Source organism: Chromobacterium violaceum ATCC 12472 (genome assembly GCF_000007705.1).
Classification (GTDB): Bacteria; Pseudomonadota; Gammaproteobacteria; order Burkholderiales; family Chromobacteriaceae; genus Chromobacterium; species Chromobacterium violaceum.
The window spans coordinates 4,451,587-4,466,240 of the sequence record NC_005085.1 but is presented as its reverse complement, the minus strand read 5'-3'; the positions used below and the strand labels follow the sequence as shown (position 1 = coordinate 4,466,240).

Genomic DNA, 14,654 nt, shown 5'->3' with positions numbered 1-14,654 from the left:
TCAGGCGCGCAGGCCGGCCGCGCGATCGGCGCGGCCGGCGCCGGGACGCTTGTTCAGCGTGCATTTTTCAAAATACTGATTTGGGGTTGAGCCTCTTATGTCCATCCAGTTCATCGATCTGAAAGCGCAATACCAGCATCTGAAAGCCGACATCGACGCCCGCATCCACGCGGTGCTGGACCACGGCCAGTACATCATGGGGCCGGAAGTGAAGGAGGTGGAGGAACAGCTGGCGGCCTACACCGGCGCCAAGCACGCCATCGGCGTTTGCGATGGCACCAAGGCGCTGCTGATCGCGATGATGGCGCTGGGCATCGGCCCCGGCGACGAGGTGATCACCACCCCGTTCACCTTCATCGCCACCGGCGAGATGATCGCCCTCCTGGGCGCCAAGCCGGTGTTCGTCGACATCGACCCCGTCAGCTACAACCTGGACCCGAACCGGCTGGAAGCGGCGATCACGGCCAGGACCCGCGCCATCATGCCGGTCAGCCTGTACGGCCAGGCGGCGGATTTCACCGCGATCAACGCCATCGCCGACAAGCACGGCATCCCGGTGATCGAGGACGGCGCGCAAAGCTTCGGCGCCAGCCAGCACGGCAAGAAATCCGGCAACCTGTCCACCATCGGCTGCACCAGCTTCTTCCCCAGCAAGCCGCTGGGTTGCTACGGCGACGGCGGCGCGGTGTTCACCAGCGACGACGCGCTGGCCAAGAAGATCCGCGAGATCCGCGTCCACGGCCAGGACCGCCGCTACCATCACCCGATCATCGGCCTGAACGGCCGCCTGGACACCATCCAGGCCGCGGTGCTGCTGGCCAAGCTGCCCAGCTTCGCCGACGAAGTGGCCGCCCGCGAGCGCATCGGCGCGCGCTACAGCGCGTTGCTGAAGGATGTGGCGCGCGTGCCGGTGATCGGCGCGGGCAACACCCACGTCTACGCGCAGTACACCATCGAGGTGGACGAGCGCGAGGCGGTGCAGGCCAGGTTGAAAGAGCTGGGCGTGCCCACCGCCGTCCATTACCCGATCCCGCTGCACCTGCAGCCGGCCTTCGCCCACCTGGGCCAGGGCGAGGGCAGCTTCCCGCTGTCCGAGGCCGCCGGCAAGCGCGTGATGAGCCTGCCGATGCATCCCTTCCTGACGGAAGACGCGCAGGACGCCATCGTCGCCGCGGTGAAGAAGGCGCTGGGCTGAGAGGATGGTGTCGTTGTCGTCGCTGCGCGTGCCCAAAAGCGGTTTCATCCGCCACATCATCACCCTGGTGACCGGGGCGGCGGTGGCCCAGGTGGTGCCGCTGCTGGCCTCGCCGCTGATCACCCGGCTGTATGATCCGCACGAGGTCGGCATCCAGGCGGTGTACGTGTCGTGGATGTCCACGCTGGCGGTGCTGGCCACCGCCCGCTACGAGATGGCCATCGTGCTCCCGGCCGAGGAGAAGCGCGCCGACAACCTGATGGGGCTGTCGCTGCTGTGCGCCAGCGGACTGGCGCTATTGGTGGGGCTGGTGGTGCTGATGGGCGGCCATTCCCACATCGCGGCCCATCTTGGCGCGCCGGAGCTGGAGCCCTGGCTGGTGCTGCTGCCGCTGTCGGTGTGGCTGGCCGGCCTGATGCAGGCCTGGACCAACTGGAACAACCGCCACCGCCGCTACCAGGCCAACGCCAACGGCCGCATGACGCAGTCCTTCGGCATGGCCGGCACCCAGGTGCTGGCCGGCTGGCTGGGCGCTGGCGCCGGCGGCCTGATCCTGGGCCAGCTGGCCGGCCAGATCGGCTCGCTGCTGGCGCAAAGCTGGCAGGATCTGAAAGCCCGCTTCGGCTGGCGGCGCGGCATCAGCCGCCAGGGCATGCGCGAGGCGGCGCTCGCCTACATCGAGTTTCCCAAGATCAACGCGCCGCACGCCTTGAGCACGGCGCTGCTGGACTCCGCCACGCTGGCGGTGCTAACCGTGCTGGCCAGCACCTCCGCCGTCGGCTTCTACGGCCTGATGATGCGGGTGCTGAAGCTGCCGGCGGCGCTGATCGGCCAGGCGGTGGCCCAGGTGGCCTACCGCGAGCTGGCGGAGGCGCGCAATCTGGGCAAGCCGCTGCGCCCCATCCTGCGCAAGATGATGCTGACGCTGTTCGGCATGTCGCTGTTTCCCTTCCTGGTGATCCAGATCTTCGGCGAGCCGCTGTTCACCCTGGTGTTCGGCCGCAACTGGGCCGACGCCGGCCGTTACGCCGAGGCGATGTCGCTGTACATCCTGTTCCATTTCGTCGCCTCGCCGCTGGGCATGGTGCCGCCGGTGATCAATCGCCAGCGTTTCGCGTTTTTCCTGTCCCTGGTGCAGGCCGTGCTGTTCCTGGGGTCGCTGTGGCTGGGCTTCCATCTCTGGCAGGATGCGGTGCCTACTTTCCAGCTGGTCTCGGTAGTGATGGCCGGCTACTTCCTCGCTTATTTCACCTGGCTTTATAAGGCGGCACGATGAACTGGAATGGACTGCTCAGCCGTATCCGCTTTCGGCTGTCGGCATGGGTGCGGCCGCGCATGGTATACGGCTTCCAGCGCGGCGACGGCGTGTTCCTGAAGCGCACCCGCGTCTCCAACATGACGCGCATCGAACACATAGACAAGCTGATGATCGAGGACAACGTCTACATCGGCCACTTCAACCTGATCGACTCCTCCGGCGGCCTGCACATCGGGGAGGGCTGCCAGGTCACCAACTACGTGTCGCTGCTGACCCACTCCAGCCACGTGGCGATCCGGCTGTACGGCCGCGAGTACCTGACGCGCGACAACCACGTCGGCTACCTGAAAAAGCCGACCCGGCTCGGCAAGTACAGCTTCATCGGTCCGCACTCGGTGCTGATGCCGGGCGTGGAGCTGGGCAAGGGCAGCATCGTGTCGGCCTACAGCTTCGTGCAGGCCGGCGAATATCCGGATTTCGCCATCCTGGCCGGCAATCCGGCGCGGGTGGTCGGCGATACCCGGGAAGGCGACGCCGAGTGGCTGGCGCAGAACCCGGAACTGCACCGCCTGTACGAGGCCTGGGCCCATGACTGACAAGATCGCCCGCCTGCTGGTGGCAGGCACGGCCTCCATTCATACCTGGCGCTTTCTCTCCGGCATCGCGCCGCATGTGGACGAGTTGTACCTGGCCTGCAACGGCGAAGTGCCGGCGGACCGCCGTCCGGCCAATCTGAAAGGCGAGTTGCGGGTCGACTTCAGTCTGAAGGCGTTGTCCACCGCCGCGCGGCTCAAGAGCTGGATCGCCGAACTGCAGCCCGACGTAGTCCACGTCCACCAGGCCAACAGCGTGGCCTGGCATGCGCGCCGCGCGCTGGCCGGCTTGGGGATACCGATGCTGCTGACCGCCTGGGGCTCCGACGTGCTGCTGCTGCCCGACCAGAACCCGTTGCTGCAGGCGATGGTGCGCGGCAATCTCAAGGCCGCCGCCGCGATCACGTCCGATTCATTGTACATGGCGGCGAAGATCCGCGAGTTGGCAGGCGACTGCCGCATCTCCCTGTTGAGCTACGGCATAGACGCGCTGCCGCCGCAGCCGGCGATCCCCGCCAAGAAGAAGCAGGTCTTGTCCTGCCGGTTGCACAAACCGCTGTACCGCATCGACGCCATCCTCAAGGGCTGGGCCGAAGTGGAGAAGAGCGGCTGCTGCGCGGATTGGCGCCTGGTCGTCGCCGCCAGCGGCGGCGAGACCGAGAATCTGAAACGGCTGGCGGCGTCGCTCGGCCTCAAGCGCGTCGAGTTCGCCGGCTTCGTCGACAGCGCCGCGCTGGGCAAGCTGTACGCCGAATCGCGCGTTTTCGTCAGCGTGCCGCGCTCGGACGCCACCAGCGTCAGCCTGATGGAGGCGATGGGCCATGGCTGCCTGCCGCTGTTGTCCAATCTGCCGGCCAACGGCGAATGGGTGATAGACGGCCTCAACGGCATGATCGCCGAGGACGCCGGCCGCCTGGGGCCCGAGCTGTGCCGCGCGATGATCAAGGCCGCCGACGACGACGCGTTGCGCGGCATGGCCGAGATGAACCGCGGCCTGGTGGCGGCCAAGGCGCTGCACCGGGCCAATATGGCCGGCTTCGCCGATCTGATCCGCGAGCTGGCCGCCAACAAGGTTTGAACAAGATGAAAATAGCCCACCTGACCTCCGCCCATCCGCGCCACGACATCCGCATCTTCGTCAAGGAATGCAGCTCGCTGGCGGCGGCCGGCCACGAGGTGACGCTGATCGTCGCCGACGGCCAGGGCGAGGAAATCCGCAACGGCGTGCGCATCCATGACGTCGGCCCCAAGCGCGGCGGCCGTCTGGCGCGGATGACCGGCACCGTCAAGCGCGTCTATCAGGCCGCGCTGAGGCTGCGGCCGGACGTGGTGCATTTCCACGATCCGGAGCTGATTCCCGCCGGCGTGCGCCTGAAGCAGGCCGGCATCAAGGTGGTGTACGACGTGCACGAGGACGTGCCGCGCCAGATCCTGGCCAAGCATTGGATACCCGGCGCGGTGCGCCCGCTGGTGTCCGGCGGCTTCGAGACGCTGGAAGACTGGGCGGCGCGCCGCTTCGACGCCATCGTCACCTCCACCCCCCACATCCGCAAACGCTTCGAGAGACTGGGCGCCAACGCCCTGGACGTGTGCAACTTCCCGATCCTGGAAGAGCTGGTGCGCGACACGCCGTGGGAAAGCCGCCGCAACGAGGTGTGCTATATCGGCGGCATCAGCCGCATCCGCGGCATCGAGCCGATTGTCGCCGCCTTGCCGGACACATCCACCCGGCTGAACCTGGCCGGCCCGTGGAGCGAAAGCGACCTCCGCGCCAAGGTGACGGCCGAGCCGGGCTGGGCGCGGGTCAACGACCTGGGCGTGCTGGACCGCAAGGGCGTGGCCGAGGTATTGGCCAGGAGCAAGATCGGCCTGGTGACGCTGTTTCCCACGCCCAACTACGTCGACGCGCTGCCGATCAAGCTGTTCGAATACATGGCCGCCGGCATGCCGGTGATCGCCAGCGACTTCCCGGTGTGGCGCGAGATCGTAGCCGACGCCGGCTGCGGCGTGCTGGTAGACCCGCAGGATGCCGCCGCCATCGCGGCCGCCATCAACGAACTGCTGGGCGACGAAGAACGCATGCGCAAGCTGGGCGAGTCCGGCAAGCGGGCTGTGCTGAGCAAGTACAGCTGGGCGGCGGAGGCCGACAAGCTGGTGGCGCTGTATGCGTCCTTGTAAAAACTAAAGGATGATTTAGCCACGGAAGCCACACGGAAAGACATGGAAGCATCGCTGTTGAAGTCTGGACAGCTGCAGTTCAAGCCGCACTTGAGTTTTGTCCGTGTTGTTCCGTGGCTAATTACAAGATGAGAATACTGTATATCAACCATTACGCCGGCAGCCCGCGCCACGGCATGGAATTCCGCCCCTACTACCTGGCGCGGGAATGGGTAAAAGCCGGGCATGAAGTGAACATGCTGGCGGCCGATGTGTCGCACCTGCGCCAGACCCATCCCCAGGTGGACGGCAAGTACCGCGACGAGGACATCGACGGCATCCGCTACACCTGGTGCAAGACGCGGCCATACAGCGGCAACGGCGTCGGCCGGGTGCTTAACATCTTCAGTTTCCTGGCCAAGGTGATGGGCCTGTCGCGCCGCTACCTGAAGGAATGGCAGCCGGACGTGGTGATCGCCTCGTCCACCTATCCGCTGGATACCGTGCCGGCGGCGTGGATCGCCGGCAAGACCGGCGCCCGGCTGGTGTACGAGGTGCACGACCTGTGGCCGCTGACGCCGGTGGAAGTGGGCGGCATGTCGCCCAAGCACCCGTTCATCCGCTTGCTGCAATGGGCGGAGGATTTCGGCTACAAGCGCGCCGACACCGTGGTGTCGATGCTGCCCTGCGCCAGGGACTACATGATGGCGCACGGCATGGCGGCGGAAAAATACGCGGTCATCCCCAATGGCGTGGACGTCAGCGAATGGCAGGGCGAGACGCTGCCGCTGTCGGCCGAGCACCGGATGCGGTTGGCGGAGCTGAAGTCCCATGGCCGCTTCATCGTCGGCTACGCCGGCGGCCATGGCCTGGCCAACGCGCTGGATTATCTGTTGGAAGCCGCGGCCTTGATGCGCGACGCGCCGGTGACTTTCGTGCTGGTGGGCGACGGTCCGGACAAGCAGGCGCTGGTGTCGCGCGCCGCGGAACTGAAGCTGGACAACGTGATGTTCCTGCCGTCCATCGCCAAGCGCAGCGTGCCCGCCTTCCTGGCCGAGTGCGACGCGCTGTACATCGGCTGGCGCAAGCTGCCGATCTACCGCTTCGGCATCAACCCGAACAAGCTGTTCGATTACATGATGGCGGGCAAGCCGGTGATCCACTCGGTGGAGGCCGGCAACGATATGGTCAAGGATGCCGGCGCCGGCTTGAGCATAGGCGTGGAAGACCCGGCCGTCATCGCCGACGCGGTCAAGCGCATGGCGGTGCTGCCCTTGGCCGAGCGCGAGACGATGGGCGCGGCCGGCAAGGCCTACGTACTGGCCAACCATGATTACGCGGTGCTGGCGCGGCGCTTTCTGGCGGCGGTGAAGCTGTGATTTGGGCGTAGGGCGGAAGCCCCCGTTTTTTGGGGGCGTTCCGCCACGAGGCGATCGCCCTGTCGATATCGTGAGGGTTTTAGCGGCGGAACGCCCCTGTGGGGCTTCCGCCCTACAGAAGATTTTGCGAGCCGCGCGCCAGGCGCGCGGCGATGGACATGGAGGCGGCCGAGCGCGGCCGCGCAAAGACGAGAGACCGAGAAATGAGCGAAACAAAGTTCCTGCCGTTCGCCTTGCCGGATATCGGCGAGGAAGAGATCAACGAAGTGGTCGATGCTTTGAGGTCGGGCTGGGTGACCACCGGTCCCAAGACCAAGCAGTTCGAGGCCGATTTCGCCGCCTTCCTCGGCGGCGAGGTCGAGGCGATCGCGGTCAACTCCGCCACCGCCGGCCTGCATTTGGCGCTGGAGGCGATCGGCATCCGTGAGGGGGACGAAGTGATCGTGCCGTCCTACACCTTCACCGCCACCGCCGAGGTGGTGCGCTATCTGGGCGCGCACCCGGTGTGCGTGGACGTGGACGGCGCCACCTTCAACATCCGCCCGGATGCGATCCGCGCCGCGATCACTGATAAGACCCGCGCCATCATCCCGGTGCATTTCGCCGGCCTGGCCTGCGACATGGACGAGATCATCGCCATCGCCCGCGAGCATGGGCTGAAGATCGTCGAGGACGCCGCCCACGCCATGCCCACCTACTACAAGGGCAAGCTGGTGGGCACGCTGGATTCAGACGTCACCGTGTTCAGCTTCTACGCCAACAAGACCATGACCACCGGCGAGGGCGGCATGGTGGTGTCCAGGAACAAGGACATCATCGCCCGCTGCAAGGTGATGCGCCTGCATGGCATCAGCCGCGACGCCTTCGACCGCTACGTGTCCAAGACCCCGGCCTGGTTCTACGAAGTGGTCGCGCCTGGCTACAAGTACAATATGCCGGACACCGCCGCGGCGATGGGCATCCACCAGTTGAAGAAGATCCGTGGCTTCTATGAAAAGCGCGAAGTCATGGCCCAGCGCTTCGACCGCGAGCTGGCCGATCTGCCGCTGATCCTGCCGGCGCGCGCCAAGGACGAGGGCAGCAACCACGCCTGGCACCTGTACCCGGTGCGGATCAAGCCGGAAGCCGGCATCAGCCGCGACGACTTCATCGCCAGGATGGCGGAAAAGGGCATCGGCTGCTCGGTGCATTTCATCCCGCTGCACCGCCAGCCGGTATGGCGCGACGGCTACCAGCTGGCGCGCGAGCAATTCCCGGTGGCCGACGCCGCTTTCGAGGCCGAAGTGACGCTGCCGCTCTACACCCGGATGACGGACGACGACCAGACCCGCGTCATCGCCGCGGTGCGCGAGATTCTGGGCGCATGAGCGAGCGGCTGGAAAAAAAGGGCGGCGAATTGCTGCCGCCCTGCTGCCGGCGGCGCCGCCACGGCTCGCGGCTGTTGAAGCGGCTGTTCGACATCGTGGCTTCCGGCCTGGGTCTCGCCGTGCTGGCGCTGCCGCTGCTGGCGGTGGCGCTGTGGGTGAAGCTGGACTCGCCGGGGCCGGTATTCTTCCGCCAGGTGCGGGTGGGGCGAGGCGGCACGCTGTTCCGCATCCACAAGTTCCGCACCATGCAGGTGGACACCGAGCGCCACGGCCAACTGACCGTCGGCGCCGATGCGCGCATCACCGGCGCCGGCCGCCTGCTGCGCAAGACCAAGCTGGACGAGCTGCCGCAGCTGATCGACGTGCTGTTCGGCGACATGAGCCTGGTCGGTCCGCGGCCGGAGGTGCCGAAGTACGTGGCGCACTATCCTGACGAGGCGAGGGACATCGTGCTGTCGGTGCGCCCCGGCATCACCGACTGGGCGTCGATCCGGATGATCGATGAAAACGAGATACTGGGCCGCGCCGCCGATCCGGAGCGCGCCTATATCGAAGAAGTCCTGCCTGAGAAGCTGGCTTATTACGTCCGTTACGCCGAGACGCACAGTCTGTGGGAAGACATCCGCATCATCGTCGCCACCTTGATGAAGATCGTCAGCCGATGACCTTCTCCATCCGCGCCGCCCAAGCCGCCGACGCTGGCGCGCTGGCGGCCATTTACCTGGCCTGCCGCAGCGAGATGCCGTACGCGCCGCTGGCGCACGGCGACGATGCGGTGCGGGCCTGGTTTGCCGGCGCATTGCTGCCGGCGGGCGGCGTCTGGCTGGCGGAACGGGATGGCGAGATTCTTGGTTTCGCCGCCGTTTCGCGGAAGGATGGCGCGTTATGGCTGGACCAGTTGTACGTCGCCCGCGGCCATCAGGGCGAGGGAGTCGGCCGGGCCTTGCTTGGCCGGGTGCTGTCTTGGCCGATGCCGGCCTGTCGGCTGTTAGTGTTTCAGGCCAACGAAGGGGCGCGCCGCTTCTACGAGGCGCAGGGTTTTGAACTGCTGAGCCTGGGCGATGGCCAGGATAACGAGGAAAGCTGTCCGGACGCGCTGTATCAATGGCGGCCGGATACGAAAGAATGACCATGTTTGAAAAACTGCTAGCCTTCTCCCGCCACAACAAGATGGCGATGCTGGCGCTGATGGATGCGCTGCTGCTGCCGCTGGCCTTGTGGAGCGCGGTATTCCTGCGCCTGGGCGGCTATTGGGACCCGAAGCTCAACCCGCACCTGTGGATCTTCATCGTGCCGCCCTTGTGGGCGATTCCCATCTTCATCAAGCTGGGCCTGTACCGCGCGGTGCTGAAATACCTGGACGACAAGATCATCTTCACTGTGTTCAGCGGCGTGACGCTGTCGGTGCTGGTGTTGCAGGCGGTGATACAGATGGCCCACATCTGGGCGATGCCGCGCGCGTCGGTGATCATCTTCTGGGTGTTCGCGATGGCCTACATCGGCGGCAGCCGCTTCCTGCTGCGCGGCCTGGTGCGGCGCATCGACGCCACCGAAGCGCCGCGCGATCCGGTGATCATCTACGGCGCCGGCCAGGCCGGCGTGCAACTGATGCTGGCCCTGCAGGCCGGCCGCGAGTACCGGCCGATGGCCTTCGTCGACGACAATCCGGACCTGCGCCGCCGCACTTACCGCGGCGTGGCGGTGCACGCGCCGGAGGAGCTGCCGGCGCTGATCAAGGATACCCAGGCCAAGTGCATCCTGCTGGCGATGCCGTCTGTGGGACGAGGCCGCCAGCGCGAGATATTGGAGTCGCTGGAAAAGCTCAGGGTGCCGATCAAGCGCCTGCCCGGCATGGCCGACCTGGTGTCCGGCGAGGCGCGGGTGGAGGAGTTGAAGGAAGTCGAGATCGAGGACCTGCTGGGTCGCGAGCCGGTGCCGCCCAAGACCGAGCTGCTGGCGCGCAATATCCGCGACAAGGTGGTGATGGTCACCGGGGCCGGCGGCTCCATCGGTTCCGAGCTGGCGCGGCAGATCGTCCGCAACCGTCCGGCGCGCATCGTGCTGTTCGAATTGTCGGAGTTCGCGCTGTACAGCATAGACCAGGAGCTGGCGCAGATCGCGCCCAGGATTCCGCGCACGCCCATCCTGGGCTCGGTGACCGACTACGCCCGCCTGACTCAGGTGATGCGCGCCTTCCAGGTGGAAACGGTGTACCACGCCGCCGCCTACAAGCACGTGCCGATGGTGGAGCACAACCCGGTGGCCGGCATCGTCAACAACGCCTTCGGCACCGATACCACGGCAAGAGCCGCCGAGGATTGCGGCGTCGACACCTTCGTGCTGATCTCCACCGACAAGGCCGTGCGCCCCACCAACGTGATGGGCGCCACCAAGCGGCTGGCCGAACTGACCCTGCAGACCCGCCACGCGCGCGGCAGCCGCACCCGCTTCGTGATGGTGCGCTTCGGCAACGTGCTGGGCAGCTCCGGCTCCGTGGTGCCGCTGTTCCGTCGGCAGATCAAGGCCGGCGGCCCGATCACGCTGACCCACGCCGACATCACCCGCTACTTCATGACGATACCGGAGGCGGCGCAGCTGGTGATCCAGGCCGGCGCGATGGGCGACGGCGGCGACGTGTTCGTGCTGGACATGGGCGAGCCGGTGAAGATCATCGAATTGGCGCGGCGCATGGTGCACCTGTCCGGGCTGGAGGTGAAGGACGAGAACCAGCCGGGCGGCGACATCGAGATCCGCGTCACCGGCCTGCGTCCGGGCGAGAAGCTGTACGAGGAGCTGCTGATCGGCGACAACGTGTTGCCGACCGACCACGCCCGCATCATGCGCGCGCAGGAATACCATTTGACCGAAGAGGAAATGGCGTCGCTGCTGGCGCGCCTGGCCGATGCCTGCCAGCGGCTGGACGCGCCGACGGCATTCGCGCTGATGCAGGAGGCGGTGCACGAGTTCCAGGCCGCCGAGGCCACCCAGGACTGGGTGGCGCTGCAGGGCTGAGTCCGCGCATTCCCGCTTTTAGCGACGGCTGCAGGCTACCATTTGCAGCCGTTGTCTTTATCGAAGGCGTCTTTCAGCAGCATCGGCGCGGCCAACAGGCCCAGGCCGGCGTAGGCGCGCTTGCAGTCGGCGCGCTCCGCCCTGTCGATGCCTCGGGCCAGCCGGGCTTTTTCGGGATCCTCGCGCAGCGGCTTGGCATTCGGGTTTTCCGGCTCGAGACGGCGCATCTGCTGGCGCAACCCTTCCAGGGTGACGCGCGGTTCGCCCTTGCCGGCGCTGGCCGCCGGCTTGCCCGCGCGGGACTGGTCCGTCGAGCGCGGCCTGGCCGCCTCGCGCGCCGGAGATGACTTGGCGCGTGTCCGCTCCGCCGCCCGGGCGGGTGGCGCGGGCGCGGTTTCGGCGCGGGAGGAGGGCGGAGCCATGCGGGCGGAAATCGGCAGGATGCTCACGCGCAGCAAAGGGGAGGAGGCCGGCTGCGGCCCGCTGCGCATGGCGGCGGGCAGCGTCAGCAGCGCGAGGAGGTGCAGCAGCGCGCTGGCGACGATGGCCAGCGCCCGCCCCGGGACGCGCGCCGGGGGGGAGAAGTCGAGGGAGGCGTTCATGTCGGCATGGAAAACGGTTGGCGCGATGGGATATCCGAAGATAGATCGGCGCCGCGCCGGAAAGTGCCGCGCCGGTGTAACATCGGGCATCCCGAATCTGGACGCGCGCCGATGGAAACCCGCTGGCTGGAAGACTTCCTGGTATTGGCCGACACCGGCAGCTTCACCCGCTCGGCCGAGCTGCGCCACCTGACGCAGCCGGCGTTCTCGCGCCGCATCCGCGCCTTGGAGAGCTGGCTGGGCGCCGACCTGATAGACCGCACCACTTACCCCACCAAGCTCACCGCCGCCGGCAAGCTGCTGCGCGAGCAGGCGGTGTCGCTGCTGGCCCAACTCAACACCACCCGCACCATGCTGCGCGGCCTGCAGCCCCTGCCGCAGGGCACGCTGGAATTCGCGGTGCCGCACACGTTGTCCTTCTCCTATTTTCCCAAGTGGCTGACCGAGGTCGAGGCCGGCTTCGGCAAGCTGTCCTGCCGGCTGCAGGCCAGCAACGTCCACGACGCGGTGCTGGCCTTCGTCGAAGGCGGCAGCGACCTCTTGATGTGCTACCACCATCCCAAGCAGCCGGTGGAGCTGCACGACGCGCGCTACGGCGGCCTGCGGCTGGGCGTGGAGCGTCTGCGGCCGTACGCCGCGGCCGATGGCGGCGCGGCGCGCTACGCGCTGCCGGGCTCCGCCGACGCGCCGCAGCCTTTCCTCGGCTACGCCAGCAACGCCTATTTCCGGCTGATGAGCGATTTGCTGCTGGTCGGCGGCCCCGAGCCCGCCCACCTGTCGCTGCGCTACGAGACCGATATGGCCGAGGGCCTGAAGCAGATGGCGCTGGCCGGCCACGGCCTCGCCTTCCTGCCGGAAAGCGCGGTGGCGGCGGAGTGCGAGGCTGGACGGCTGGCGGCGGCCGGCGGCGATGAATGGAGCGTGGAGATGGAGGTGAGGCTGTATTGCGACCACCGCCGCGGCCGCGCGGCGCTGGAAGACTTGTGGGATTACCTGGCCGAACGCTATCCGGCGGTGTAGCACCAAGCCGCGCCGGACAAGGCTGGCGCAAGGTTATGCATTTCCGGCATGACCCCATCGCCATTCGGAATTGGCCAAGCTTCCGGGGCGGGCATACAGTGCGGGGCATTGCAGGCCGCGCATGGCGGCCGCCCTGAGGAGACGAGATGTCCACCCGTATCGAACACGACCTGCTCGGCAACCGCGACGTGCCGGCCGACGCCTACTGGGGCGTGCACACGCTGCGCGCCATCGAAAACTTCCCGATCACCGGCCAGACCATCGCCGGCTACGGCGACCTGATCCGCGCGCTGGCCTGCATCAAGCAAGCCGCCGCCCAGGCCAACCGCGATCTCGGCATTCTCGACCCCAAGCTGGCCCAGGCCATCGTCGACGCCTGCGAGGAGATCCGCGCCGGCAAGCTGCACGACCAGTTCGTCGTCGACGTGATCCAGGGCGGCGCCGGCACTTCCACCAATATGAACGCCAACGAGGTGATCGCCAACCGCGCGCTGGAGCTGCTGGGCCACGCCAAGGGCGAGTACCAGCATCTGCACCCGAACGAGCACGTCAACCTGTGCCAGAGCACCAACGACGTCTACCCGACCGCGCTGCGCCTGGCCGCCTTCTGGGGCGTGCTGAAGCTGGTGTCGCGGATGGAAACGCTGCGCAAGGCCTTCGAGGACAAGGCCGAGGAATTCAAGGACATCCTGAAGATGGGCCGCACCCAGCTGCAGGACGCGGTGCCGATGACGCTGGGCCAGGAGTTCCAGACCTATGCTGTGATGCTGGGCGAGGACGAGCAGCGTCTGAAGGAAGCCAGCGCCCTGATGCTGGAGATCAACCTCGGCGCCACCGCGATCGGCACCGGCATCACCGCCCACCCGGACTACGCCAAGCTGGTGTGCCTGCATCTGTCCGAGCTGGTGGGCAGCCAGCTGATCACCGCGCCCAACCTGATCGAGGCCACCCAGGACTGCGGCGCCTTCGTCCAGCTGTCCGGCGTGATCAAGCGCGCGGCGGTCAAACTGTCCAAGACCTGCAACGACCTGCGCCTGCTGTCGTCCGGCCCGCGCGCAGGCTTCGGCGAGATCAATCTGCCGGCGCGCCAGGCCGGCTCGTCCATCATGCCGGGCAAGGTCAATCCGGTGATTCCGGAAGTGGTGAGCCAGGTGGCGTATGAAGTCATCGGCAACGACGTCACCATCACCATGGCGGCCGAGGCCGGCCAGCTGCAGCTGAACGCCTTCGAGCCGGTGATCGCCTACAGCCTGTTCCGCAGCGCCGGCCACCTGGCCAACGCCTGCGACACGCTGACCGAGCACTGCGTCAAGGGCATCACCGCCAACCGCGAGCGGCTGCGCCTGAGCGTGGAAAGCTCGATCGGCCTGGTCACCGCGCTGAACCCGGTGATCGGCTACGAGGCCGCCACCCGCGTCGCCGCCGAAGCCCACGCCAACGGCAGCAGCGTCGCCGACGTGGTGCTGGCCCATGGCCTGCTCACCCGCGAGCAGCTGGACGACATCCTGCAGCCGGAGACCCTGACCCGGCCGCGCTGGGTGACGCTGTAAACCGCTTTCCCATCCTTTGTTTGACTCGTGCTTGCCGGCGCCTTGAGCGCCGGTTTTTTTTCCCCGCCTTCGCGACGAGGCGGCGATTGCGCGCGCTATTCCTCAGCGGTATAACGATATTGTGCATTGCACAATTGGAGGGCGGCATGAGCCATCTGCTGTGGTGGGGAGTGGAGTTTCCGGTCGAGGCCTGGCGCTGCCAGCTCAATGAGTGGCGCTGCTGGCAGTGCTTCTGGCGATCCAGCCTGTTTCACGGCCTGCGGGTATGGCATAGCGCCGCGCCCTGGCAGGACCGATTGCGGCGGGTGGCGCGGCGCGGCTGCGCCGACGGCATCGCGCTGTGCCACGACGGCGGCGGGGACCGGTTTCAGTTGTGGCGGCTGGCCTGCGGCCATTTGGGGCAGCCCGAGGGCGTGGGCGAGGCGTGGGCGCATTGCCTTGCGCGCAGCGAGCGCGCCTGGCAGTCGGGTCTGGTGAGCCTGGGGCGCGACTGGTCGCGTTCTTGAGCGGGCGTCGCCAAG

General features: G+C 67.1%; 14 protein-coding genes. 13 read left to right on the top strand and 1 reads right to left on the bottom strand.

Annotated features, from left to right (window positions below; all coding sequences use genetic code 11):
- Positions 1 to 97: 97 nt before the first annotated feature.
- The 10 genes from CV_RS20415 (at position 98) to CV_RS20370 (ending at position 10,961) form a co-directional block, all read left to right on the top strand.
- A complete protein-coding gene (locus CV_RS20415) occupies positions 98 to 1,195 on the top strand; it encodes a DegT/DnrJ/EryC1/StrS family aminotransferase (protein ID WP_011137671.1) in 1,098 nt (365 codons plus the stop codon).
- 13 nt (positions 1,196 to 1,208) lie between these two features.
- Positions 1,209 to 2,471 carry a lipopolysaccharide biosynthesis protein gene (locus tag CV_RS20410; RefSeq protein WP_157760332.1) on the top strand — a complete coding sequence of 421 codons (1,263 nt, stop codon included), beginning with the start codon at positions 1,209 to 1,211 and terminating at the stop codon, positions 2,469 to 2,471.
- Positions 2,468 to 3,049 carry an acyltransferase gene (locus CV_RS20405; RefSeq protein ID WP_043596845.1) on the top strand — a complete coding sequence of 194 codons (582 nt, stop codon included), beginning with the start codon at positions 2,468 to 2,470 and terminating at the stop codon, positions 3,047 to 3,049. Before CV_RS20410 ends, CV_RS20405 begins: the two co-directional genes overlap by 4 nt.
- Positions 3,042 to 4,124 carry a glycosyltransferase family 4 protein gene (locus CV_RS20400; RefSeq protein ID WP_043596843.1) on the top strand — a complete coding sequence of 361 codons (1,083 nt, stop codon included), beginning with the start codon at positions 3,042 to 3,044 and terminating at the stop codon, positions 4,122 to 4,124. Before CV_RS20405 ends, CV_RS20400 begins: the two co-directional genes overlap by 8 nt.
- Positions 4,125 to 4,129: 5 nt before the next feature.
- The gene (locus CV_RS20395; RefSeq protein ID WP_043598380.1) at positions 4,130 to 5,224 is read left to right on the top strand and encodes a glycosyltransferase family 4 protein; all 1,095 of its coding nucleotides are present in this window, start codon (positions 4,130 to 4,132) and stop codon (positions 5,222 to 5,224) included.
- A gap of 128 nt (positions 5,225 to 5,352) precedes the next feature.
- A complete protein-coding gene (locus CV_RS20390; RefSeq protein ID WP_011137666.1) occupies positions 5,353 to 6,582 on the top strand; it encodes a glycosyltransferase family 4 protein in 1,230 nt (409 codons plus the stop codon).
- A gap of 203 nt (positions 6,583 to 6,785) precedes the next feature.
- The gene (locus tag CV_RS20385; protein ID WP_043596841.1) at positions 6,786 to 7,949 is read left to right on the top strand and encodes a DegT/DnrJ/EryC1/StrS family aminotransferase; all 1,164 of its coding nucleotides are present in this window, start codon (positions 6,786 to 6,788) and stop codon (positions 7,947 to 7,949) included.
- On the top strand, positions 7,946 to 8,614 hold the full coding sequence (locus CV_RS20380; protein ID WP_080509082.1) for a sugar transferase: 669 nt from the start codon (positions 7,946 to 7,948) through the stop codon (positions 8,612 to 8,614). Before CV_RS20385 ends, CV_RS20380 begins: the two co-directional genes overlap by 4 nt.
- On the top strand, positions 8,611 to 9,078 hold the full coding sequence (locus tag CV_RS20375; RefSeq protein WP_011137663.1) for a GNAT family N-acetyltransferase: 468 nt from the start codon (positions 8,611 to 8,613) through the stop codon (positions 9,076 to 9,078). Before CV_RS20380 ends, CV_RS20375 begins: the two co-directional genes overlap by 4 nt.
- 2 nt (positions 9,079 to 9,080) lie before the next feature.
- Positions 9,081 to 10,961 (top strand): polysaccharide biosynthesis protein, encoded by a 1,881-nt coding sequence (locus tag CV_RS20370; protein ID WP_011137662.1) that lies wholly within the window; start codon positions 9,081 to 9,083, stop codon positions 10,959 to 10,961.
- 35 nt (positions 10,962 to 10,996) lie between these two features.
- Here the strand turns inward: CV_RS20370 and CV_RS20365 are convergent, their stop codons facing one another.
- A complete protein-coding gene (locus CV_RS20365; protein ID WP_011137661.1) occupies positions 10,997 to 11,563 on the bottom strand; it encodes a hypothetical protein in 567 nt (188 codons plus the stop codon).
- 111 nt (positions 11,564 to 11,674) lie between these two features.
- Here CV_RS20365 and CV_RS20360 point away from each other — a divergent pair, with 111 nt between their 5' ends.
- The 3 genes from CV_RS20360 (at position 11,675) to CV_RS20350 (ending at position 14,639) form a co-directional block, all read left to right on the top strand.
- A complete protein-coding gene (locus CV_RS20360) occupies positions 11,675 to 12,583 on the top strand; it encodes a LysR substrate-binding domain-containing protein (RefSeq protein WP_011137660.1) in 909 nt (302 codons plus the stop codon).
- Between the two features lie 146 nt (positions 12,584 to 12,729).
- Entirely contained in the window at positions 12,730 to 14,133 is a 1,404-nt protein-coding gene (aspA, locus tag CV_RS20355) for an aspartate ammonia-lyase (protein WP_011137659.1), read from the top strand.
- A 146-nt stretch (positions 14,134 to 14,279) separates the two neighbouring features.
- Complete coding sequence (locus CV_RS20350) at positions 14,280 to 14,639, top strand: hypothetical protein (RefSeq protein WP_043596838.1); 360 nt, start codon at positions 14,280 to 14,282, stop codon at positions 14,637 to 14,639.
- Positions 14,640 to 14,654 lie beyond the last annotated feature (15 nt).